Below are 23,048 nucleotides of genomic sequence, written 5' to 3'. Positions count from 1 at the left end.
TTAATCTTTGCTTATTAAAGCATATTGAACCCCTAATGATACAGCAATTCCAGTCATTAATAGTATTTTTATTATAAACTCTATACCACTTAATAAAACTAAAGGAATCAATAGCAAAGTAAATACTAAAAATAATGCTATGCTATCTTTCACAATTTTCCACCTCTATAAAGTATTATTATCCACCATAAATTTACAATATTTATCTTAATATAAATATTAGCATAAAAATGTATAATATTCACACTTATATAACAATGCATAATTTAAAGGTAAAAATCATACTTATTTTCATAAATTTCTACGTTTATTACTAAATATCGAACGTTTATTACATTGATAATTTTGTAGAAATATCTAATATATAAGTAACTTATGCAGGATAAAACAAACAGAGACTTTACCTTAAAAATCGGTAAAGTCTCTGTTTTTCTATTATTAATCAACATTAATTAACTTTAAATTCTCATTATTTTTTTCTTCTGTAGCCGCAATCTGAAGCATTGCCACTTTAGGAAGCTCTATTCCAATAGTTTCTTTTATAACTTCTTCTATTGTTTCAACTAGAATAAATTCTAAATCCTCTCTAACTTCTTGTGGAACATCTTTTATATCCATCTCATTATCTTTAGGTAAGATAACTCTCTTTATACCTGAACGGTGTGCTGCTATTACTTTTTCCTTGATTCCTCCAACTGGTAGAACAGCTCCTCTTAAGGATATCTCACCTGTCATAGCTAACTTTGGATCTACTTCTATTCCTGTAATCAATGAAGCTATAGTTGTAAATAAAGCTACTCCTGCTGATGGACCATCTTTAGGTATAGCCCCTGCTGGAACATGGATGTGTAAATCATTTTTATTTAATTCAAGATACTTTAGATTTAAAGCAAACCTTGAACGAATTAAGCTTTGTGAAATCCTTGCTGATTCCTTCATTACATCTCCAAGTTGTCCAGTTAACATTAATTGTCCATTACCTGGCATAAATACACCTTCAATAAATAGTATATCTCCGCCTACTGGTGTCCAAGCTAACCCTGTAACTACACCAGGCGCATTTTTTTGATTAACCTTATCATAACGAGCTATTTCATGACCTAAAACATCAAATAGCATGTCTTCTTTTATTATATGTGGAAGTTCAACCTTATTAAGAACTATCTTTTCTGCTGAAACTCTTGCAACTGAAGATAATTGTCTCTTTAAACTTCTTACTCCCGCTTCTCTTGTATAATTATCTATTATGGCTTTCATAGCATCATCATCAACTTGAAGTTGACTAGAGTTTAGACCATTTTCATCTAAAACCGCTGGTAATAAATGATCTTTTGCTATATAAAACTTTTCTTTACTTGTATAGCTTGATATATCTATTATCTCCATACGATCTCTTAGTGGTCCTGGTATACTTCTTAATGAATTAGCAGTTGCTATAAAGAATACATCTGATAAATCATATGGTACTTCTAAGTAATGATCTGCAAAAGTATTGTTTTGCTCTGGATCTAAAACTTCTAATAAAGCACTTGCTGGATCACCACTATTTGAAACCATCATCTTATCTATTTCATCTAAAATGAATACTGGATTCTTTTCTCCTGCCTTTTTCATTCCTTGAATTATTCTACCAGGTAAAGCTCCTATATAAGTTCTTCTATGTCCTCTGATTTCTGCTTCATCTCTTATTCCACCTAAACTAATACGGACATATTTTCTTCCCAAGGCTTCAGCTATACTTTTTCCAAGGCTTGTCTTTCCTGTTCCTGGAGGCCCTACTAAAAGTAATATAGATCCTTGTTTGTTTTCTTTTAGCTTCAATATGCTTAAGTGCTGTATTATTCTATCCTTAACCTTATCAAGACCATAATGCTTGCTGTTAAGTATCTCTCTAGCCTTTTCAATATCTATATCCTTAACTTTATTCTTCTCCCAAGGAAGACTAACTAATAAATCAAGATAAGTTTGAATAACATTTGCTTCTGAGCTATTAGGTCCTTGTCTTTCAAACTTCTCTAATTCACTTAAAGCAATCTCTTTTACTTCTTCTGGCATGTTAGCAGCTTCTATTTTTTCTCTGTAATTCTTTTTATTTTTACTCTTAACATTATCCTCTGAACCTTCATTCAGCTCTTCTTGGATAGCTTTAAGTTGCTGTCTTAACATATTTTCTCTATAGCTTTTATTAACTTTATCATTAAATTTTTGAGCAAGCTCCATCTGGAATTGAATAGTTTCTTTTTGCTCTATTAATATATCCAAAAATCTTAAACTCTTTTTTCTTAAAGAACGAATTTCTAAGAAAGCTTGTTTCTCACTAAAAGATAGGTTCATAAATGGGAATACATATGCTATTATTCCTTGAATATCCTCTAGGCTATTTACATATTCCACATAAGTTTCAGAGCCTCTGAAATTTTTACTTATTTCTGAAATTAGGTTTCTCATGTATTGCATGATTTCTTTTTGATTTTGTTTGTCCAGGTCTTCTATATCAGGTATAGTGCTATAAATAGCTTTGAAGTTATTGTCTTCTAACACAAAGTCCTCAACTTCTACTCTTTCTATAACCTCTAAAGTTATATTATATCCATCTTTAATCTTTTTACTTTCTTCTAGCTTTACTAATGTTCCAACTGTATAAAAATCTTCTCTAGAAAAATCTCCACCTTCATATTCCTCTCTAATAGCTAATGCAACACCATAAAAATTCTCATTCTCCATCTTATTAGTAATATGTTTTCCAATTGCTGAATTAACCTTTAATGTTATTGATTTTCCTGGCATCAAAACTGTATTTGGGATTGCTATTATAGGTAATGCTGTATTATTAGTTAAATCTTTCATTTTCATCATCTCCATTAAATTATTCGATAGTTCTATTTTTATCGAACTATTCATTAAAAAATTTTTATCTTTATTCCCAAATTATTGTTACAAACTTGTTTAATAGTTCTTTATTTAAGCTGTAATAATGATATATACCATCCTTGCGAAGTTCAATAAGTCCACAATCTGCTAATTGCTTCATGTGATGCGATAAAGTTGACTTAGCACATATGCATGTTTTATATTCTATTTCATTACAACTTAATTCCTCAGTCTTATATAAAATCTGAATTATTTTTATTCTTGTAGGCTCTCCTAAAGCCTTATAAACTTTAACTGCTTGTTGTATAGTATTTTCATCAAGTTTCATAAAGACTTCCTCACCTTGTAGTTCTATAATTATAGAACTATAGTATCATAATTAATAATCATTGTCAATAATAATTATTAATTACTCTCTCCCATGGTAACAAGTAACATGATGGGGCTTTGGATTTCTTAAGTAATTATAGACTCATCTCAGTGTTAACCAAAACCTTTTAAGATAAAAAGAAAGACCTACTAATTAAGAACTCGGTAGGTCTTTATATAATAACTATTATAAAAAGGCAGTGAAAGCATCTACACTTCATCCTGGGCAAATGCTATTCTTTCTTCCACTGGTGTATCCATAATTTTGCGTTTAGAGATTACCCAAAGGCAAATTCCCACTGCACCTGCACAAAATTCTGATGCGGTCAGCGACCAAATTACACCATCCAATCCAAACATTTTGTTTCCCACAATAATGATAGGAATTAGTACAATTCCTCTTACTACGGACATGATATTTGACTGCACGCCTTTACCAAAAGCTTGAAATATACTTGTGATAAACCCCGAAAGCCCGGCGAACAAAGTGGATAGAAGTAGTGCTGTTAAAATTTCCTTACCTATATGAATTACATTAGTATCAGAGCTGAAGATACTAATTACTTGTGTTCGAAATGCAAACAAGATAGCCGCAATTCCCAAAACCGTACAAACAAGATAGGTTACAGTTGTTTTAAGCACTTTACTCAAACGTTCGGTATCTGCTGCTGCATAAGAAAATGCTATCAAAGGCACTACGCCCATATACAGACCCATGCCAATTAAATCAGAAATCTGACATATTCTATTAGCTACACCAAAAGCAGCAACCACATAATCACCATACATCATCGAGTAGTTGTTAAATAAAAGACTCGATACAATCAGAAAACATGAAAGTAGGAATGCAGATACACCAATCTTGAAAATGTTACTAAGTATATCTTTAGTAGGTTTACAATCCTGTAATGACACACTCTGAACAGGACTTTTTGTGTTCAGATACCAAACATAGTACACAACCGCACAGATATTGCCAATCACGGTTGCGATAGCAGCACCCATCACACCCTTGCTAAGTGTAAAAATTAAAATTGGATCAAGTATGATATTAACGACCACACTAATAACCATGCCAATCATAGATTCCTTTGCTGCACCTTCACCACGAATAGTTTGACCTAAAGTAAAATTTGCTACTATGAACGGTGCACCGATAACAAAAGGCAGAATAAAATTCATTGTTGGGGTAAATGCGTCACCAGTTGCACCTAAGACATTTAAAACTGACGTTAAAAGCGGAATACATATTATTGCAAATACAACACCTGACAATAACGAAAGATAAAAATTAACAGAGGACGCACTTTTTACACCACTAATATTTTTTTCGCCTAGTAGACGTGAAATGTAGGTGCTTCCACCAGTTCCAAACAATTCTCCAAGTGCCATAAGAATTGTTGTAAATGGTAGTGCAAGAGTTACAGCGGCCAATGCAGACGTATTATTTAATAGCCCTATGAAATAGGCATCTGTAATATTGTAAATCATATTGACGACCATCCCCATAATCATTGGTACTGCCATGTGCATAATCGCTTTAGGCACGGGAGCTTTCTCAAGATAGTACATTTCATTATTTTCTTCATTAATCATAATAACATCTCCTTTTAATTAGTAGAATTCTACCTAGCTATGCAAAAAAAAGCGCTGTTAAGCACGATTGCCAATTCCTATGTTTCCATATGCTTTTATCAGCAACTCTAAAAAGGCTTTCTTCTGTTCAATCGTAAATCTCTGCAACAGTTTTCATTTGGCTTCAGCAAAGATATTTTTCAGCTTTATCTATCAACTGTATGACTTTGCAGTAATTTCAATCTTCATTGTGTGCCTATAATGGACTAGGCTTTGGTTATTGGCATATCACATACAGAATGTAGTAGCTGTAGCCCTCCATTCTATTCACCTCCAAAATTAGGTTGACTTCTACTTAACAGTGTGTAGGTAGAACTCTACTTTGTCAAGACATACATAAATATTTTGCTATTATTCGTAGATAAAACTCTCTTGATCTAATCAAGCCCTAAAAACATTAATCCCTATGGTGTATGCTTTCATTTCTCAATCCGTGTGCTTCACACATAGAATTTAAACATAAAAAAAGCTTCTACTCCCCTTTATTTACAAAGGTTTGTAGAAGTTTTGAGTTACCTAACATCCTTAATAATCATTAGTTTATTTACAACATTGCCAAGATAATACCCTCATATCTACAAAAAATATCCTATTTAAAAGCTGCTTTCAATCTTGGAGTGGATACATTGAATTTCTGAGCTGTGTTAAATACTTCTTGTAATGCGTAACCTGGTCTGCTGTTATTGTATACCATAAATTTACGTGACAGACTTTTGGGAGAAAACACAACTTTGCCTAACAAAAACCCTAAAAACTTGTGGGGTAGATATGCAAAAAGATTAGTGATTAAATCAATTTTAGCACCCTTTGCCTTTAATACAGGAACAATTTCCCTCAAATTCAATCCGATGTTTGAAAGTAATTGCGGCGACTCCATCATATTACTAAAACTTCCACACTTAACAAGTTCTACTTCCATAGCCGCATTTATCGCAAAATGATTCCATAACCAACTACGCATATCTTTTAGTGTACTAACTTTAAATTCTGCACCCCAAAATAGCTGTCTTACTTCTTCAATACGAGTTTCCACCCCATGCCTTGATCCTTCAATAAAGACAGTTTTTAAGAAGCCACCTCGCAACTTATTATTTTCAATGCCGCCGCCTGCACCAGGGAAACCAAACACAACTTGATTCAATGGAATAGGAACTACTTCTGTCTTTGGGTCTTGCCAAAAGTTGTTGAAAAACAATACCGTTGCGTTTCCAACACGATTCTTTAAATAGTCAATTGCGCTAGAAACCTGTTCAGTATTTACACTTACAAAGATAAGGTCATAATCATGGTTAGGATTAACTTCTTCATTCAAAGTTATTTTCCAATTTTCATTTACGAACTTTCCTTTCAAGCTTTTTCTTGCGTCCCATATTTCAAGATGGACTGAGTTACCATAGGTTTCTTTTCTTCCTTTTCTTACATAAAACTCCACTGTATGACCTGCCTTCTCAAACGCCCAAGCATATTGAGTAGATACTACACCTCGTCCAAAAAATAATATTTTCATTCTGTTTCCCTCCAAATAACATTTGTTGTTTTTTCAACAAATGTTTGATAAAATAAATATAAACATTATTAACTCATTAATCAATGGTTGATATTACAGCTTTTGTTGAATACTCAACAGATTTCCACCTTCTGTTGAAAATATATGGAGGAATTATGGACAGGCGAATACAAAAAACGAGACAACTAATTATGTCTGCTTTTGTCGAACTTCTAAGTGGCAATAAGTTTGAAAAAATAACGATTAACGATATTGCAGAACATGCAAATGTAAACAGAGGAACTGTTTATCTTCATTTTGCTGACAAGTACGATTTACTGGACAAGTGCATCGAAACATATACTAGCAAGCTCATGCAGTATTGTGAGGAACAAGAAGTTAAAAGTGCTAATTATAATGTACTCCTTACTACATTTGAATACCTGCGTGAAAATTTTATTCAATACAAAATTTTGATGACAAATGAAGGCATTGGCTATTTTCGCAAAGCTCTTTATTCAATGATTGCCTCAAAAGTTGCTACGGTTGTTGTGACTGAGAACGATACGGCAGGCTTTTCAAAAGAAATTACAGTACATTTTTTAACCTCGGCTTTTGTTGGTGTAGTAGAATGGTGGCTTGTAAATTCCATGCCATGTAGTATAGAAGAAGTGACAAAACAGCTATGGGTGCAAGCTAGTCTTCATCAGACTTCCTTGTCTGTACTTATCGATAGAAACTAGAACTTCAATATCCTTCACTTTTAGGTGCTTTTTTACTATTTTCCCTTGAGTTTGTCAAAAATTCTCAAACTTATTAATCTCTACAGCATATACCTTCGTTCCTCAATCCATGTACTGCATACATAGAATTTGCACATAAAAAGTCCCTATAACCCACTGTTTTCAGTGGATTATAGGGACTAAGTTCATCACGAATCTCTATGTGGTCAGCTTATTTGAAATATCTATCTAATAATCCTTTAAATGCTTTTCCATGTCTTGCTTCATCTTTACACATTTCATGAACTGTATCGTGTATAGCATCTAGGTTTAATTGTTTAGCTAAAGTAGCTAAATCTTTTTTACCTTGGCAAGCACCATGCTCTGCATCTACTCTTACTTGAAGATTAGCTTTAGTATCAGCATCAACTACTTCTCCTAATAATTCAGCGAATTTTGCTGCATGCTCAGCCTCTTCCCATGCTATTCTCTTATATGCTTCAGCAACTTCTGGGTATCCTTCTCTATCAGCTTGTCTAGACATTGCTAAATACATACCAACTTCTGTACATTCTCCCATAAAGTTAGCTTGTAATCCTTCTATTATTCTTGGATCTACGCCTTTTGCTACACCTATTACGTGCTCATCTGCAAAAGCTAAATCTCCTGATTTCTCCATAAACTTTTCAGCTGGAACTCCACAAACTGGGCATTTTGCTGGAGCTTCATCTCCTGTATGAACATATCCACATACTGTACAAACAAATTTTTTCATAAAAAAAATCCTCCTCTATATAACTTTAATTTTTATCTTATTTATTCTCGACAATTATTATTCTATAACAATTATTATTTATTGTAAAGTACTTTCTTGAACTTTTTCCAAATTATTTTCCATAATTTATAATAAAATATATAAAGAAACCGCTGTATAACTATATATGCAGCGGTTTTATATCTATGCTTTTTTTAGTTGAATTTCCACTTTAAATAAATCTCCATCAACTTTTATTTTAAATATGCCATCCTGAAGTTCTGTTAAACCTTTTGAAATTGCAAGACCAAGACCCGATCCTTCAGTATGTCTCGACTGATCTCCTCTTTTAAATCTTTCTGTTATCTCATCCTCATTAAAGTCAATTTCATAGGCAGATATATTTTTAAATATTATTATGATTCTATCTTCGCTTTCTTCAAGATTTATATATACCCTTGTATTATCTAAAGAATACTTTAATATATTAGATATTTGGTTTTCAAATATTCTCCAAGTCCTCTTACCATCAACCATAACATAAACTTTTTCATTAGGTATATTTATTCTAAAATCTAACTTGCTAATTTTTATTTTTTCCTCAAACTCAGCAATAGATTGTTTAAGTAAAGCTACAATATCTAGCTTTTCTATATTTAGCTCCATTTCACCTGAAGCTGCACTTGAAGCTTCAAATAAGTCCTCAATTAAAACTTTAAGTCTTTGAGATTTTCTATCTATTATCTTAATATAATCCTCAATCTCTTCCTTTGTAAAATCACCTTTTTTTATTAAATCCACATAATTTATTATAGAAGTCAATGGTGTTTTTAAATCATGAGAAACATTAGTTATAAGCTCAGTTTTCATTCTTTCACTTTTAACTTCATTTTGAATAGCATTTCCAAGCCCACTTCTCATATTATTGATGTCTTTAGCTAATACATCCAAAACAGCTATAGAACTACCTTCAATTTGATAATTAAGATCTCCTTGTGATATCTTATGAGCACCTAGGACTATTTTGTTAAAACTTCCCGTAAAATTGAAAACAAAGTATCCCATAGAGCATATATACATAATTATATAAATTATCATAAAGAGAAGAAAAAAAATCCCATTACCTCCTGAAGTCAGTATTGGTAATGATAATGCAGTAAAAAGTATAAATATAATTGTTGCTATACTAAATATTGATATCTTAAATCCAACACTCTTTATTATAAAGGTTTCTTTCATTAACAAATAAAATTTATATAATAAGCTTGTTTCCTTTATAACATTTTTTAATCCTTTTTCATCTATTTCTTTTACTAGTGTTTTATAGGTTTCTACACTGATTACATAAGATATAAAAGTACCTATTAAATACATTAGTCTTTCCCCATATGAACCATAACGAATCATATATTCAAAACCATCAAAAAGCATAAATAGTATTAATGCGTCTATTAGAATTAATGTAATTTTTACCTCTAGCCATAATTTCTTATACAGTCTTGTTATAATGTTTTTACTAATAACACTTTTGGTAATATATAAATAAATTGCTGATATTAAACTCAATACTAAAAATGTCAATATAAAAACTAAATTCTTTTTTTGTTCACTTTTTTCTTGATTAAAACCATCATATGAATACTTTAAGTTATCATTGTAGTTATACAACTTTTTAGGAACCATCAATAACAATTTAATCTTATTCTCTTTAACAAAATTAAAATTACCATAATCAAGTCTTTCTAATATCTTTTGAGCATGCAATCCTTCTGTATTCTCTAATATATTTCCTGGCTTACTACCATCAATTGAAATATAAGCCATAGCATTAACCTTTCTATCTTTTATATATCCTTCGCTTAAATCATCTAAGTTACTTTTTTCAATTTCTCCAGTTTCTCCATTATAGATAACAAATTGAATATTATATGACTTAGTAAGTAGTTCTTCATAACTATTGTACATGTTTGTATACTCATTCAGTACCTGCTTTTTTATATCTTCATCACTTTTTTTATAATATTTTGATAAAATGGTTATTCCTTCATCATAACTATTTATATATACCTGCTCTTCATTTATTGAAACTCCTCCTTGATAATATCCATCTGAATCAATTGATTGTCCTAAAGGGTATGATTGTAATTCCCCACTATCTAAATCTTTTTTTACATTATCTAAATCTTGTTTAATTTTATTATATTCTTCTATCTGTTTATCTTTTTTCTTTAAAAATTCATTATTTGTTAATTCTTTGAATTTCTGACTTTCAATAGTTTTTCCAAAGTTATTATAAGAAAATGCTAAATTTCTAGTAAAACTTTCAACAGTATCTTTAAATTCGTCTGTGTCTGTAAACTCACCCGATTTATAGTTACCACAAAAATTAGGTATTAATGTAAACTCTAATATTACAGATATCATTAAAATTATACTGCATAAAAATCTTAGTCCTCTACTGCCTTTCAATTTTATAGCCAATTCCCCACACCACCTTTAAATATCTTGGTTCTTTCGGATTTATTTCTATTTTCTCTCTAATTCTTCTTATGTGAACTGTAACTGTGTCTGCATTATAAGAGGGTTCATTCCATACTCTTTCATAAATTTCTTCTATAGGAAAAACTCGTCCTGGGTTATCCATAAGTAAAGTTAAAATTTTAAATTCTAATGGAGTTATCTTTACATCCTCTTCATCAACTTTAAACTCTTTAGTCTCCTTATTAAGATATAAGCCTCCTACTCTAAGGATTTCTTTTGACTCTCCTCTGTAGTTTCCAAGGTTTACGTATCTTCTTAATTGAGATTTAACTCTAGCTATAAGTTCTAAAGGATTAAAAGGTTTTGTAATATAATCATCTGCTCCCATGTTAAGTCCTAAGATTTTATCTGTATCCCTTGATTTTGCTGAAAGCATTATTATCGGAATATTTTTATTTTCTCTTATTTTTAAAGTTGCTCTCATTCCATCTAGTTTTGGCATCATTAGATCCATTATTATTAGATGTATGTCCACAGAATTTAGTGTATCTAAAGCATCTAATCCATCGTAAGCTTTAAATACTTTATATCCTTCATTTTCTAAATATATTTGTATTGCATCCGTTATTTCAACCTCATCGTCAACTACTAAAACATTGTATTTTTCCATACTAGCGTCCCCCTTAAAATTCCTAGCATTATTATAACACCCCCTGCTGATTTAACTCTATTAAAATGTTAAATAAAAAAAATTACAAAGTTACCCTTGTAATTCTTAAGATTCTATTACAAATTATTGAATTTGAAGATTTATATTAAATCCTCACTTAGACCTAAAAATAATAAACTCACCGAATAGTATTTTTTCATATTTTATTAGAAAAATTTCCAAATTTCTACGTTTCTAAATTTCTAAATTTCTGATCTTCTGAGTTTCTGAATTTCTGATGTTCTGCACTTCTATTCTGTAGAAGCTCTTCTTCTCAAGAGCTTCATTAAATTCCTTTTAACTTCTATCAATAAAGGATTAGACTGACGCTGAAAAGCGCGTCTACCGCAACAAAGTGCACTTCTGCACTGTAGGAGCGTTTCTTAAAGGAATCTAGCGAGACTAAATGACAGTCTCTACAAAACAGTAGTGCAGCTCCATCAAATTCCTTTGAACTTCTAACCTGTAGGAGCTTCTTCCCTTGGCTCCTTCATACTTTTAACTCTTTAACCCAGATTTTATTTCTATAATCACCTTATCTTGGGCCTCATGTTGGGCCCCCTCTTCCACCTAATATTATATAACTTTTAGCCTAATGTTTAATTTTACTATTTAAAGCGATTCTCTCTTAAAACAAAAAGACCATTACAAATTAAATTTGTAATAGCCTTATTAATATTATCTGATTTCTTTTCCAAAAGGCATCAAACTTAATGACGCCATTTTAAAAAACTGTAGTCCAAAAGGAATTCCAACAATAGTTGCACACATTATTACTCCTGAAATGACATTCCCTATAGCAAGCTCTAATCCACCGAATATTAACCAAAATATATTTGCAATTAAGCTTACTCCTCCACTATCTACAGTCACAACATCTTTTCCAAAAGGTGCAAGCTGAAGAGATGCCATCTTAAAACATTGAACCCCTATAGGTATCCCAATAATAGTTAAACACCACAATGCTCCTATTAAAAGCCATCCTATACTATGAATTAATCCCCCAAATATTATCCAAACTAAATTCCCTAAAAAATTCATATTACTCCTCCAGTATTCATTTTTAATATTATACTATCCTTTAATTCTTTTTGCTATTAAATATCTTTATAAAGGAATTTCTTGATTTAAATTCTGTAATAGAATATAATAACGATAATGTAATATTTTAAAGCATTGATTAGAAGTAGTAATATTTTATTTCATTTATTTAGAGAGCTGCTGTTTGGTGAAAAGTAGTAATGAAGAAATATGAACTTGTCTAGGAGTTTCTTTGTTAAAAGCAAAGACGTTAACTGCGTTAAAGTTTCAAGTGGAAATAATTAATTTTATTTCAACAAGAGTGGTACCGCGGAACTTAACCTTTCGTCTCTTAATTTTTTATGAGATGATGGGTTTTTATTTTTTTATTTTTTATTGTTTAAGGAGGAAAAGACTATGGGAAACTACGGAACTTCCATTGATAAGAAATGGCAAGATAAGTGGGAAGAAACAAAATTATATGAGTTTGATAAAGAAAATTTAGATAAGAAGTTATATGTCCTTGAGATGTTCTCTTATCCATCAGGCAGTCAGCTTCATGCAGGACATTGGTTCAATTACGGACCAGTAGATAGCTGGGCAAGGTTTAAAAAGATGAATGGATATAATGTATTTCAGCCAATGGGCTTTGATGCTTTTGGTTTACCTGCAGAAAACTATGCTATAAAAACTGGAATACATCCTAAAGATTCCACTGTACAAAACATAGAAACTATGGAAAAGCAACTTAAAGCTATGGGAGCTATGTTTAACTGGGAAAGTGAGGTTGTAACTTGTCAGCCTGATTATTATAAATGGACTCAATGGTTATTTTTAAAGCTTTATGAAAAAGGTTTAGCTTACAGAAAAAAAGCTCCTGTTAACTGGTGTCCATCTTGTAATACAGTTCTTGCAAATGAGCAAGTTGTTGATGGTGCCTGTGAAAGATGTTCAACTGAGGTAACTAAAAAAGACTTAACTCAATGGTTCTTAAAAATCACTGATTATGCTGATGAATTATTAGAAAAATTAGATACCTTAGATTGGCCTGAAAAAACAGTAGCAATGCAAAAACACTGGATAGGAAAATCTACTGGTGCACAAGTTACTTTTAATATGAAGGATTCAGATTTAAGCTTTGATGTATTTACTACAAGAGTTGATACTTTATTTGGAGTTACTTATGTTGTTTTAGCTCCAGAAAATCCTTTAGTTGATGAAATTACAACAAGTGATCAAAAAGAAGCTGTAGAAGCTTATAAAGAAGCTGCTAAAAAGCAGTCTGATATAGAAAGACAATCAATTTCTAGAGAAAAAACTGGTGTATTTACTGGTTCATATGCTATAAATCCTATTAACGGAAGAACTGTTCCTGTGTGGGTTGGAGATTATGTTTTAGCTACTTATGGTACAGGAGCTGTTATGGCCGTTCCTGCTCATGATGAAAGAGACTTTGCTTTTGCTACAAAGTTTGAATTACCTATAGAAAGGGTAATCGTAGCTAAAAATGGAGATTCTAAAGAACTTCCTTATTGTGAATATGGAAAGCTTGTAAATTCAGAAGAATTTGATGGTTTAACAACAGAAGAAGCTAAGGTTAAGGTTGTTGAGAAACTTGAGAAAAATAACCTAGGAGAGCAAAAAGTTAATTACAGATTAAGAGACTGGTTAGTATCTAGACAAAGATACTGGGGTTCACCTATTCCAATGATCCATTGTGAAAAGTGTGGAACTGTTCCAGTACCTGAAAAAGATCTTCCTGTTATGCTTCCTTATGATGTAGAATTTGCTCCAGATGGAAAGTCACCACTTGCTAAAAATGATGATTTTATAAATACAACTTGCCCTTGTTGTGGTGGAGCAGCTAAAAGAGAAGCTGATACTTTAGACACTTTCGTTTGTTCATCTTTCTATTATTTAAGATATGCAGATGCTCATAATTCTGAAAAAGCATTTGATACAGATATGATAAACAAAATGCTTCCTGTAGATAAATATGTAGGTGGACCTGAACATGCTTGTATGCATTTATTATATGCAAGATTTGTAACTAAAGCTTTAAGAGATATGGGGTATATAAACTTTGATGAACCATTCTTAAGCTTAACTCACCAAGGTCTTATACTTGGACCAGATGGTCTTAAAATGAGTAAATCAAAAGGAAATACTATATCTCCAGATGATTATATAAAACAATACGGTGCAGATGTATTTAGAATGTACTTGATGTTTGGTTTTGCATATACTGAAGGTGGCGCTTGGAGCGATGATGGAATAAAATCTGTAAATAGATTTGTTGAAAGAATCGAGAGAGTTCTAGAAACTTCAAGAGAATTTATAGAAGCTAATAAAGATTCTAAAACAACTTTAGATAAGGCAGAGAAAGAATTAAACTTCTGGAGACATAATACTATAAAATCAGTAACAGAAGATACTGATAAACTTCAATTTAACACAGCTATAGCTAGAATGATGGAGTTTGTAAATGCACTTTCTAAGTACACTCAAGAAAGTGATATGAATGCCTCTTTCTTAAAAGAAACTTTAGACGATTATTTAAAATTATTAGCACCATTTGCTCCTCACTTTGCTGAAGAACAATGGTCATTACTTGGTAATTCTTATTCTATCTTTAACGAAAAATGGCCAACATTTGATCCAAAAGCCTTAGTTAAAGACGAAATTGAAATAGCTATTCAAATTAATGGTAAAATCAAAGCTAAAATAAATATTGCTTCTGGTTTAGCTGAAGATGAAATTAAAGCTGAAGCTTTAGCTAACCCACAAGTTGTAGCCGCTATTGATGGTAAAAATGTTGTTAAAGTAATAGTTATAAAAGGAAGACTTGTAAATATAGTTGTTAAATAAAGATAAAGCAGTAGGGTACGCCTTACTGCTTTTTCACATATTATAGGTTTTTATGAAGTACCTCTATTATATTGCGTAAATCCTCTACTGATATTTGTCCTGGTGCAGAAACCTTTTTAGCAGCTCCAAAAGTTAAAGCTGATCCAAATAATTCTCCAGAAACTCTACTTATTACACCTTTTCCTGCCATAGACATCGTAATTATTGGACCCTCAATATACTTTTCTTTAACTATTCTTGTTGCATCTAATAAGGTAATTACATCTTCAACAGAATTAGGCATAACCGCTATTTTAGGTATATCTCCTCCTAATTCATCAGCTTTATGTAGACGTGATATTATTTCCTCTTTATCTGGAGTCTTATCAAAATCGTGATTTGATATTATAACTGCTACATCATTTAAGTGAGCTGCTTCAACTAATGTTTTAACATCTTTTTCTTCATTAAATAATTCAACATCAATTATATCAACAAGTTTTGTTTCTGCTGCTGTTGTATTTAATTCAACATAAAATTCTGAGCTGATTTCTTTTTCTCCGCCTTCTTTTTTGCTACGGAATGTAAATATAATAGGTTTAGAATTTAATACTTCTCTAATTTCTTTTAAAGCTTGTTTTACTTTTTCTATATCAGTAACATGCTCAAAAAAATCTACTCTCCACTCAATTATATCTACATCTAAATCTTTTAGATAATTTGCTTCTTCTAAAAGCTCAGAAAGACTTTCACCAACCATTGGAACGCATATTTTAGGTAAACCTTCTCCAATCACTACATCTTTTACTTTAACTACTTTCTCCATTTACTTAATCCCCCCAATAGTTCTCCACAGCTTATTCTCCAATAATTTTATAATATTCGCTCAAAGGCATTTAATAATTTCTCTATCTCTTTATAGTCTAGCGGTTTAAACTGGTTAAAGTAATAGGAATCATTAAATTTATCATATAAATCTCTTGCCATATCCATCCATTCTTCTGGAATACATAAATGCATTAAATCTTCCATAGTACAACTTAACAGAAACCTTTCAACCCCCCAGAAAGAATATTCCTTTATATCATGAAGTTCATTAAAAAATTTATAATCCTCAGCTATTTTAGAAGTCAATTTATATTCATAAATATCAACAAAAAAGAAATCAAACTTTCTTGATTGACTTTTAAAAGCATCTTCTTGTATTATTTCTATTTTATCATCTTCGCCAAAATTATGTTTATAAATTTCTATAACATCTTTTGAAGTTTCATATACAGTTATATTTTTAACTTCCTTCTTTTTTAATATCTCTTGAATAAAATATCCGAGGCCTAATCCTACTACTCCAACAATTCCTTTTGCTCTTTTTATACTTTCATAGCAGCCTTCTATTTCTAATGGAGTTAATCGCATCCATGTCTTAGTATTATCGCTTAATTCTATAATAGATTCTTCTATCTCCTCATTTATTTCAAAAAGATAATGAGGAATTATTCCTTTTAATCCATCAATTTTAGAAACTTCAAATTTATTAATTTTTTCACATTTGATTTTTTTATTATATTCTCTTATTTTATCTATATAATATGCTCTATCAAAAAGCACATAATCACTTCCATTCTAACTATAATGTCAATTACTTGTATCTTATATATTATGATTAATGATCTTATATTAAATACATTCTTTACTATAATAACACGTTTTACATTTTTTAGAAATATTTTTTATAAATCCCCCCTTGAAGTTTGTTATAAAATATTCTATAATGTAATTAATAATTATTATTAATTGAAATAAGTAGGTGAAGTTGATGAATAAATTTATATTAAGTGAAGAAGCATATACTGAGTTTAAAGGATTTTTAGGTGAAAATGATATTACTGATTTTAACGTAAGAGTAAATCTTGCTGGTTATGGATGTAGTGGTCCTGCTTTTAATATATCAGTTGAAGAACCTAAAGAAAATGATGTAGTTGAAAAAGTTAATGATATTACTTTTTTTGCTGAAGAAAATCTTATAGATGAATTCGGCGGTTTTATAATTCTTTCTACTGATGAAAATGATGGAAGAGGATTAAGTTTAAGACCTGTTATAGAATCTGAAAGTAGCGGTTGCGGAACTTGTGGTGGATGTCACTAATAACATTTAGAAAGGAAGAAATTCATTTTAATGAACTTCTTCCTTTTTTATATTTCTATTTCACTGGTAAAGTAAAGCTACTATATTTATCATTTATTTTCTTTAAATCATTTAAGATATCTATCCATAATCTGTTCTTTATAATTTCATTTTTAAATTCATTCCCACTAATAGGAAACTTTTCAGTAAGATCTTCAAAGTATTTTTCAATTTCTAATGATAGATTATATAACATTTTAAAATTAACCTTATCTGATTCATTAAGTTTAAACACTTTTGTACCTTCTACACTTTGTGTTTCATTATTCTCCATTATATATAAAATAAATGTATTTCCCTTTGCATAAATATCATCTAAAATTAATCCATTACTCTCTACAACTTTCTTATTAAATATTGTCCTATCCTCTTTATACTCATTATATTCCTCAAGTAAGGTATATAAATTTTTTGAAATATCATTGTAATTAGAGTATAGCTTAGTTATGTCTTTTTTAGATATACTTCCCTTTTCTGTAACCATCTCAAGCATTATAAGATTGGCCTCATTTTTATCTTTAATTGAACAAATTTCATTATTGGATTTTTCGCCTATCTTTTTCTCATACTTTTTATTATCTAAGGCAAAATAAATATTTAATGAAAAGCTTATCACAAGAATTATGACCACAATAAAAAAACAATTCTTTACGGATAATTGTCTCATTCAATCCCCCCCTATTTTGATAATTATACCACACCATCTTTCATTTTTCTACAATTATTGACATCAATAATTATTATCTCCCTATAGAAATAATAGCATCTCCTTAACAATATTACCATAAACTCTTTGTTAACAATTTCCTTATAATAAAAGAAGCTATCACTTCCTGTAATAGCTTCTTTTATTTACCTTGCCCAATCATGTATAGCATCTCTAACTGCCTGTAGTCCATAATCATAACCATATCCCTCAACTTGTACCTTTTCTAATCTAGTAACTACACCATAGTTTTTATTTAATGAAAGATTATCTTTTGAGGTTAAAACCCATATAGTTTTATAGTTTATAGGTTTAACTGTTAATTCCTTTTCTCCTACTCCATCAGTAAAATATATCAATATATGATTTCTATAGTTATTCTCTTTTATATAATTAAATACTGGAGAGAATTGAGTAGCTCCACTTATATTTATTCTTTGTTTTATATCCTTAGTAGATTTAAGTTCATAAATACGCCTAATTTGGTTATCACATTCAATTACTTTTATCTTTCCAAGCTTATTTCTGCATAAAGCTAATATTTCTTTCATTATGCTTTTAATTTCCCCATCACTCATAGATGCGGATATATCTATAGCAACTAATATTTCTGGTATATTATTAGGTAACACCCCTCTAATATCCAATCTATCAGGCTGTCTTCTGTCTTTTCTGGTTATAGTTTTTTTATAACCAATCTTAGAGGTATTTAATAATCTTTTTAAATGAGATTTCCAATCTATTTCTTCTTTTTCATCAAAAGATAGAATCATTTTTTCAATATCCTTAGGAGCTTTCCCTTTATACGCACTTTTAGAGGTTCTTTTCTTTATATCTTTAATATTATCTAAGGTTAACTCTCCTCTTTCCCATAACTCATGAGCTCTTTCTAAGTCTATAGACCTTTGTATATTAGAATCTTTATTTATTACCTTTTTATTTTTTCTTTTATCTATAGCCTTTTGTATCTCTTCCGCATAGACTTCAATAGGCATATCTTCTTTTAAATCTAAATCATACTCTATGTTTACTGTATGAAGCTTCTTACAAAATGCAGGTAGATTTTTTATAGACTGATTTATAGATAAGTCCATTGCTATATTTATAGCCAAAGTAGATACTTTGTTCTTTAGGCTACGTTCTCTTTCATAATGGTTATACATTATATGATATATCTCATGTTTTATAAGTGCTTCCATCTCCTTAAGAGATAAAGAAAGCATTAAAAATGGGTTAAAATGCATTTTATATCCTTCCAGCGTAACTTCAGTTGCTATGGGCCAAGTAATGTTAAAATTAATCTCCCTCTTAATCTGAATCATAAATTGTCCAAAAAAGTTATCTTCGCTGGATAAAAGACTTATATTTATAAACTCTATTAGTTCCCAAAATTTTCTTTTATGATAATCTTTAAAATCATTCTGAGATTCTATTTCATAACATACTTTCAATAATTCCTTACTATTTTTTTCAAAATCCATAATATCACCCCAACTAATTAGAATAGATATTAAAAAATGCATCTAGGAAGTTTTCATTCTCAAGCATCTCGTCATAAAGTTCCTTTGAGTAATCACTTTTTATTTCTTTCATTATTCCTAGTCTTAAATCCTTTGGATAAAAACTAAGTAGCTCTGAAAAAACAGATATCTCTTTTTCTCTTATAGATAATGACTCAATAAAATTCAAACAATTTTTAGCTAAGATATATAGGCGTGAATGACTTTCATTTGAGATTCTATCTTTTATATCAAACACTAATATATTTTCTCTAAACACCTCTTCTGGTTTAATTAATGGATTCTTTAAATTGTCTAAAAAGTTTATAAAATCTCCAGCAATTGAAGCTCCTACATTTCCTTTAACCAAATTAAAGAATATATTTTTAGCCATAGAGTCTTTATGCTTTAAAAATACTTTATAGCCTTTAGAAACCCTCTCCCAACTTCTTGGTGTAGCTTTTATATGCTCCTTAGAGTTTGGTGTATGAAGAAATTCAGGAAAAGTTGATATAAACTCTATTATATGCTCATGTATCTGCCCTTTTGTCATAGCCCATCTTACCCATTCTTTCAGTTCTGATTCCATTTGTATCCAAACAAATCTATCTTCTTGAGCTGGATCAATATCTATTACTTGATATTCACTTTCTTCATAATCATCATATTTGTTAGATGGATTCATAGCCGCTATTACATAAACATCTTCACTTAAGTTATATCCATTTATTTCTCTATTTAATATTAAATTCATAAGTTCCTGTTGAACTGTATGTTCGCATCTATTTAATTCATCTATAAACAACACCACTTGTTTACCTTGCTCTATATTACTATCTACCTCTATCAATTTTGAATGAGTAGCATATTCAGTTACTTTTCTACTCTTAGAAATTCCCTTCACTAAAAATTCTCTTTTTTCTACAGTTGGTAGACCTCCTATTTCCCCCTCCTTTAATAAATTTGCATCTATAGTAACTAATTCACAATTTTTAGTATTTGCTAATTCTTTTATTAATGATGTTTTTCCTATTCCACTTTCTCCAATTAGTAGTGGTACATCTTTTGCCTCTATAATTAATTCCACTGTTTTTAATGCTTCTCTAAAATTCAATTTTTTTCGTCCTTTCTTAAGCTAAATTGAAAGTTTATAATCAACTAATATTTTTCTTGCTGTCTTACTACCAAAATTATTTATAAAATTAATTTTGTCCATTTCTAAAACCTCTAGATTTAAGAAATCTTTTAAGTATTTCTCATCTATACGATTTTCCCTAACCTTTTTGGTTAATATATCTACAACTAAATCAATGCTTATATCGTTATAAACATACTTTACTACATTAATATTAACTTCAATTAGTTCAACTAACTCTTCATAAGTATAATTTATATAGTTTATAGCTTCTTCATTTAATGATATAGCCTTTTTCTTGCTTTCCATTGATGGATTATCAACAAACCTTATAGCCCCCCAGTAGTTCTCTATGGCTTTTAACACCACATTTTCAGTTGGTTTTTTTATATATTTTATTGCATCATAATCATTTTCTACAGCTAATATCTGAAGTTCTTCTTTAGGATTATTTACAAACTGAATTGCCCACCCTTTAGTTTGTATAGCTGCTTTAAGTATTTTTTCTGTTGGATACTTTATAAGCTTTAATGCATTCCATAAGCTTTTAACAGCTATTATTGAAGCCTCCTCAGCTGGATTTTCTATATACTCTATAGAAAGTGGGTTACTTTTTATTGCCTCTATTTGCACAGCTTCTGATGGTTCTTTTATATATCTTATAACTGTTCCATTTTTTCTTACTGCCAATATTTTAATATCTTCACTAGGATTATCTATTTCTCTAATATAAATAGGATTATCCTTAATTTTTATTTCTAAATCATATTTCTCCATTTTTACTTCCCTTCGTTCTCTATGTTAATAATATAAAATAACTTTTTTTCTTAATATAATTATATACCACTAAAAAGAATTTATCTATTACTTAATAATAGTTATCAAAAAGGAAACTTCTATATATTTGAAGTTTCCTTTATCTAGATTCTTTATATTTTTCGATTTCTCGCTGAATTAAAAACAGTAAGTTGTTAAATTCCCACATTTCTCCCTCTTCTAATAGTTTATTAAGAGAATTTTGAAATCTGCTAGCTTCAGCTATTCTACCTAATCCCATTAATGTTAATATATTATTCATTATGCTGGATATTACATCCGACTTAACCTCAAATAATTTTTGAGCATCTTTTATTTCATCTTTTATTAAAAGCATTTCTTCATCTAGTCTAAAGGCTGCATCAGCTGCACTTTTCAATTTTGACATTATTTCCTGTGGTTTTTGATGTTTATACTTATAATTTAAGGAATGTTCTATAGTTGCCCAAAAGTTCATAGCCAAAGTTCTTATTTGAAATTCTGCTAAAATTTCTTTTTGTCCGTCCGCCATATTAACTGGGTATTTTATTATCATGTGATAGCTCCTATATCCTGAACTTTTAACATTTCTCACATAATCTTTTTCATATAAGATTTGCATATCTCTTCTTTTTCTTAATATTTCTACCACTCTATCTATATCGTCAACAAACTGACACATTATCCTTACTCCTGCAATATCTTCTAACTCATACTGCAATCTATCTAACGGAATTTCAAATTTATTAGCCTTTTCTAGCATAGAACTAACTTCTTTTACTCTTCCTGTCACAAATTCTATTGGTGAGTATTCTTTTCTCTTTCTATATTCTTTTCTAATACTTTTTAGTTTTATCTTTAATTCCTCTACTGCCTGCTCATAGGGTATCAAAAATTTTTTCCAGTCATTTATCGCCATATTGTCTCACCTACTCCTTAAATCTATATTTATTATACCAAAATAAAGTACTTCTGATAATTAAAATTTATGATATAATGATATTAATACAATTTTACAGAGGTGTTGACAATGGGTAACATTTTTTCCGGATTAGAGAATCTGGGATTCGATAATTTAAACGGTTTAAAAGTATATGAAGAGAAAAAGCAAAAACAGACTATAGTTGAGAAGAAAGAATTGGACCCTATGAGTCATATATTTGATAAACAAGTAGATTGTCCTGTTTGTAGTGCTTCTTTCAAGGTTAAATCTGTTAAAGTTAATTCCCCTAGAATGAGGGGACAAGATTCTGACTTATTTATTCATTATGATGTAATTAACCCCTATCTATATGATGTATGGGTTTGTAATAGTTGTGGATATACTGCCATGAAAGCTGATTTTCCTAAAATAAAGGCTTTTCAAAAGGAAATTATATTATCCTCAATAACTCCAAAATGGAAAGGGAGAGTATATCCTGAAGTTTTTGATGCTAAAGTAGCTATAGAGAGATTCAAATTAGCCTTAGTTAACGCTATATTCATGGAAGCAAAAAATAGTACTAAAGCAATGATTTGTTTGAAAACTGCTTGGATGTACAGGCTCCTAGAAGATACTGACAACGAGATTTCATTTTTATCTCAAGCTTTGAATGGTTTTAACGAAGCATATAGTAATGAGGATTTCCCTATATATGGTATGCATAGATATAGTATAATGTATTTAATTGGTGAATTAAATAGAAGAGTTGGTAACTATGATGAGGCATTAAGATGGTTCTCTAGCGTTATTACGACCCCTGGAGTTCCTCAAAAAGTTAAAGATCTTGCAAGAGATTGTAAAGATCTTATAAAAGATTATAAAAACAAATAATATTATCAAATAAAACTTAGG

The 23,048-nt window shown here is 30.2% G+C and carries 20 protein-coding genes and 1 other annotated feature; of the genes, 4 read left to right on the top strand and 16 right to left on the bottom strand.

Going from position 1 to position 23,048, the window contains the following annotated elements; all coding sequences use genetic code 11:
• The 5 genes from BUA92_RS23340 to BUA92_RS14710 all read right to left on the bottom strand — a co-directional run bounded on the left by BUA92_RS23340 (position 1) and on the right by BUA92_RS14710 (position 6,382).
• Positions 1-153 carry a hypothetical protein gene (locus BUA92_RS23340; RefSeq protein ID WP_156337861.1) on the bottom strand — a complete coding sequence of 51 codons (153 nt, stop codon included), beginning with the start codon at positions 151-153 and terminating at the stop codon, positions 1-3.
• Positions 154-438: 285 nt separating this feature from the next.
• Entirely contained in the window at positions 439-2,847 is a 2,409-nt protein-coding gene (gene lon / locus BUA92_RS14725) for an endopeptidase La (RefSeq protein ID WP_073020692.1), read from the bottom strand.
• A 70-nt stretch (positions 2,848-2,917) separates the two neighbouring features.
• On the bottom strand, positions 2,918-3,199 hold the full coding sequence (locus tag BUA92_RS14720; RefSeq protein ID WP_021803117.1) for an ArsR/SmtB family transcription factor: 282 nt from the start codon (positions 3,197-3,199) through the stop codon (positions 2,918-2,920).
• 251 nt (positions 3,200-3,450) lie between these two features.
• Positions 3,451-4,836: an MATE family efflux transporter gene (locus tag BUA92_RS14715; RefSeq protein ID WP_073020690.1), complete on the bottom strand. Its 1,386-nt coding sequence runs from the start codon at positions 4,834-4,836 to the stop codon at positions 3,451-3,453.
• Positions 4,837-5,464: 628 nt separating this feature from the next.
• Positions 5,465-6,382, bottom strand: coding sequence for a ketopantoate reductase family protein (locus BUA92_RS14710; RefSeq protein ID WP_073020688.1), 918 nt, complete (start codon positions 6,380-6,382; stop codon positions 5,465-5,467).
• A gap of 83 nt (positions 6,383-6,465) precedes the next feature.
• Here BUA92_RS14710 and BUA92_RS14705 point away from each other — a divergent pair, with 83 nt between their 5' ends.
• Complete coding sequence (locus BUA92_RS14705) at positions 6,466-7,104, top strand: TetR/AcrR family transcriptional regulator (protein WP_242950174.1); 639 nt, start codon at positions 6,466-6,468, stop codon at positions 7,102-7,104.
• Between the two features lie 211 nt (positions 7,105-7,315).
• Here BUA92_RS14705 and BUA92_RS14700 read toward each other — a convergent pair whose 3' ends face one another.
• From BUA92_RS14700 to BUA92_RS14685, 4 genes are all read right to left on the bottom strand, one after another.
• Positions 7,316-7,858 (bottom strand): NADH peroxidase, encoded by a 543-nt coding sequence (locus BUA92_RS14700; RefSeq protein ID WP_021803118.1) that lies wholly within the window; start codon positions 7,856-7,858, stop codon positions 7,316-7,318.
• A gap of 183 nt (positions 7,859-8,041) precedes the next feature.
• Positions 8,042-10,318, bottom strand: coding sequence for a HAMP domain-containing sensor histidine kinase (locus BUA92_RS14695; protein ID WP_073020684.1), 2,277 nt, complete (start codon positions 10,316-10,318; stop codon positions 8,042-8,044).
• Positions 10,293-10,988, bottom strand: a complete 696-nt coding sequence (locus tag BUA92_RS14690; RefSeq protein WP_073020682.1) for a response regulator transcription factor — start codon at positions 10,986-10,988, stop codon at positions 10,293-10,295. Before BUA92_RS14690 ends, BUA92_RS14695 begins: the two co-directional genes overlap by 26 nt.
• A gap of 717 nt (positions 10,989-11,705) precedes the next feature.
• Positions 11,706-12,068, bottom strand: coding sequence for a YccF domain-containing protein (locus BUA92_RS14685; protein WP_073020681.1), 363 nt, complete (start codon positions 12,066-12,068; stop codon positions 11,706-11,708).
• 126 nt (positions 12,069-12,194) lie between these two features.
• Positions 12,195-12,403: a binding site (T-box leader), on the top strand.
• A 61-nt stretch (positions 12,404-12,464) separates the two neighbouring features.
• On the opposite strand from BUA92_RS14685, the gene leuS reads away from it, so the two are divergent.
• On the top strand, positions 12,465-14,915 hold the full coding sequence (gene leuS, locus BUA92_RS14680) for a leucine--tRNA ligase (protein ID WP_073020680.1): 2,451 nt from the start codon (positions 12,465-12,467) through the stop codon (positions 14,913-14,915).
• Positions 14,916-14,955: 40 nt separating this feature from the next.
• Here leuS and aroD read toward each other — a convergent pair whose 3' ends face one another.
• Together aroD and BUA92_RS14670 are read right to left on the bottom strand one after the other, a co-directional pair.
• A complete protein-coding gene (gene aroD, locus BUA92_RS14675; protein ID WP_073020679.1) occupies positions 14,956-15,720 on the bottom strand; it encodes a type I 3-dehydroquinate dehydratase in 765 nt (254 codons plus the stop codon).
• A 47-nt stretch (positions 15,721-15,767) separates the two neighbouring features.
• Complete coding sequence (locus BUA92_RS14670; protein ID WP_073020678.1) at positions 15,768-16,502, bottom strand: polyamine aminopropyltransferase; 735 nt, start codon at positions 16,500-16,502, stop codon at positions 15,768-15,770.
• A 208-nt stretch (positions 16,503-16,710) separates the two neighbouring features.
• Between BUA92_RS14670 and BUA92_RS14665 the strand changes: the two genes are divergently transcribed.
• Positions 16,711-17,040 carry a HesB-like protein gene (locus BUA92_RS14665; RefSeq protein WP_021803125.1) on the top strand — a complete coding sequence of 110 codons (330 nt, stop codon included), beginning with the start codon at positions 16,711-16,713 and terminating at the stop codon, positions 17,038-17,040.
• Positions 17,041-17,095: 55 nt separating this feature from the next.
• On the opposite strand, the gene BUA92_RS14660 is transcribed toward BUA92_RS14665, so the two are convergent.
• The 5 genes from BUA92_RS14660 to yjbM form a co-directional block, all read right to left on the bottom strand.
• A complete protein-coding gene (locus BUA92_RS14660) occupies positions 17,096-17,746 on the bottom strand; it encodes a hypothetical protein (protein WP_073020677.1) in 651 nt (216 codons plus the stop codon).
• Positions 17,747-17,931: 185 nt separating this feature from the next.
• Positions 17,932-19,266: a vWA domain-containing protein gene (locus BUA92_RS14655; RefSeq protein WP_073020676.1), complete on the bottom strand. Its 1,335-nt coding sequence runs from the start codon at positions 19,264-19,266 to the stop codon at positions 17,932-17,934.
• 13 nt (positions 19,267-19,279) lie between these two features.
• Entirely contained in the window at positions 19,280-20,398 is a 1,119-nt protein-coding gene (locus BUA92_RS14650) for an AAA family ATPase (RefSeq protein WP_073020675.1), read from the bottom strand.
• Positions 20,399-20,419: 21 nt separating this feature from the next.
• Positions 20,420-21,196 (bottom strand): hypothetical protein, encoded by a 777-nt coding sequence (locus BUA92_RS14645; protein ID WP_073020674.1) that lies wholly within the window; start codon positions 21,194-21,196, stop codon positions 20,420-20,422.
• Positions 21,197-21,335: 139 nt separating this feature from the next.
• Entirely contained in the window at positions 21,336-22,133 is a 798-nt protein-coding gene (gene yjbM / locus BUA92_RS14640) for a GTP diphosphokinase (RefSeq protein WP_073020672.1), read from the bottom strand.
• 111 nt (positions 22,134-22,244) lie between these two features.
• Between yjbM and BUA92_RS14635 the strand changes: the two genes are divergently transcribed.
• Complete coding sequence (locus tag BUA92_RS14635; protein WP_073020670.1) at positions 22,245-23,027, top strand: DUF2225 domain-containing protein; 783 nt, start codon at positions 22,245-22,247, stop codon at positions 23,025-23,027.
• Positions 23,028-23,048: the final 21 nt, after the last annotated feature.

The organism is Clostridium intestinale DSM 6191, assembly GCF_900130055.1.
Taxonomy (GTDB): Bacteria; Bacillota; Clostridia; order Clostridiales; family Clostridiaceae; genus Clostridium_T; species Clostridium_T intestinale.
This window is presented reverse-complemented; position numbering and strand designations above follow the sequence as displayed.

Coding starts and splice junctions, on each gene's coding strand:
- BUA92_RS14690 (WP_073020682.1), bottom strand. CDS start 10,988: ATGGAAAAATACAATGTTTTAGTAGTTGACGATGAGGTTGAAATAACG.
- BUA92_RS14665 (WP_021803125.1), top strand. CDS start 16,711: ATGAATAAATTTATATTAAGTGAAGAAGCATATACTGAGTTTAAAGGA.
- aroD (WP_073020679.1), bottom strand. CDS start 15,720: ATGGAGAAAGTAGTTAAAGTAAAAGATGTAGTGATTGGAGAAGGTTTA.
- BUA92_RS14635 (WP_073020670.1), top strand. CDS start 22,245: ATGGGTAACATTTTTTCCGGATTAGAGAATCTGGGATTCGATAATTTA.
- yjbM (WP_073020672.1), bottom strand. CDS start 22,133: ATGGCGATAAATGACTGGAAAAAATTTTTGATACCCTATGAGCAGGCA.
- BUA92_RS14710 (WP_073020688.1), bottom strand. CDS start 6,382: ATGAAAATATTATTTTTTGGACGAGGTGTAGTATCTACTCAATATGCT.
- BUA92_RS14715 (WP_073020690.1), bottom strand. CDS start 4,836: ATGATTAATGAAGAAAATAATGAAATGTACTATCTTGAGAAAGCTCCC.
- leuS (WP_073020680.1), top strand. CDS start 12,465: ATGGGAAACTACGGAACTTCCATTGATAAGAAATGGCAAGATAAGTGG.
- BUA92_RS14705 (WP_242950174.1), top strand. CDS start 6,466: ATGGTTGATATTACAGCTTTTGTTGAATACTCAACAGATTTCCACCTT.
- BUA92_RS14720 (WP_021803117.1), bottom strand. CDS start 3,199: ATGAAACTTGATGAAAATACTATACAACAAGCAGTTAAAGTTTATAAG.
- BUA92_RS14645 (WP_073020674.1), bottom strand. CDS start 21,196: ATGGAGAAATATGATTTAGAAATAAAAATTAAGGATAATCCTATTTAT.
- lon (WP_073020692.1), bottom strand. CDS start 2,847: ATGAAAGATTTAACTAATAATACAGCATTACCTATAATAGCAATCCCA.
- BUA92_RS14700 (WP_021803118.1), bottom strand. CDS start 7,858: ATGAAAAAATTTGTTTGTACAGTATGTGGATATGTTCATACAGGAGAT.
- BUA92_RS14685 (WP_073020681.1), bottom strand. CDS start 12,068: ATGAATTTTTTAGGGAATTTAGTTTGGATAATATTTGGGGGATTAATT.
- BUA92_RS14660 (WP_073020677.1), bottom strand. CDS start 17,746: ATGAGACAATTATCCGTAAAGAATTGTTTTTTTATTGTGGTCATAATT.
- BUA92_RS14655 (WP_073020676.1), bottom strand. CDS start 19,266: ATGGATTTTGAAAAAAATAGTAAGGAATTATTGAAAGTATGTTATGAA.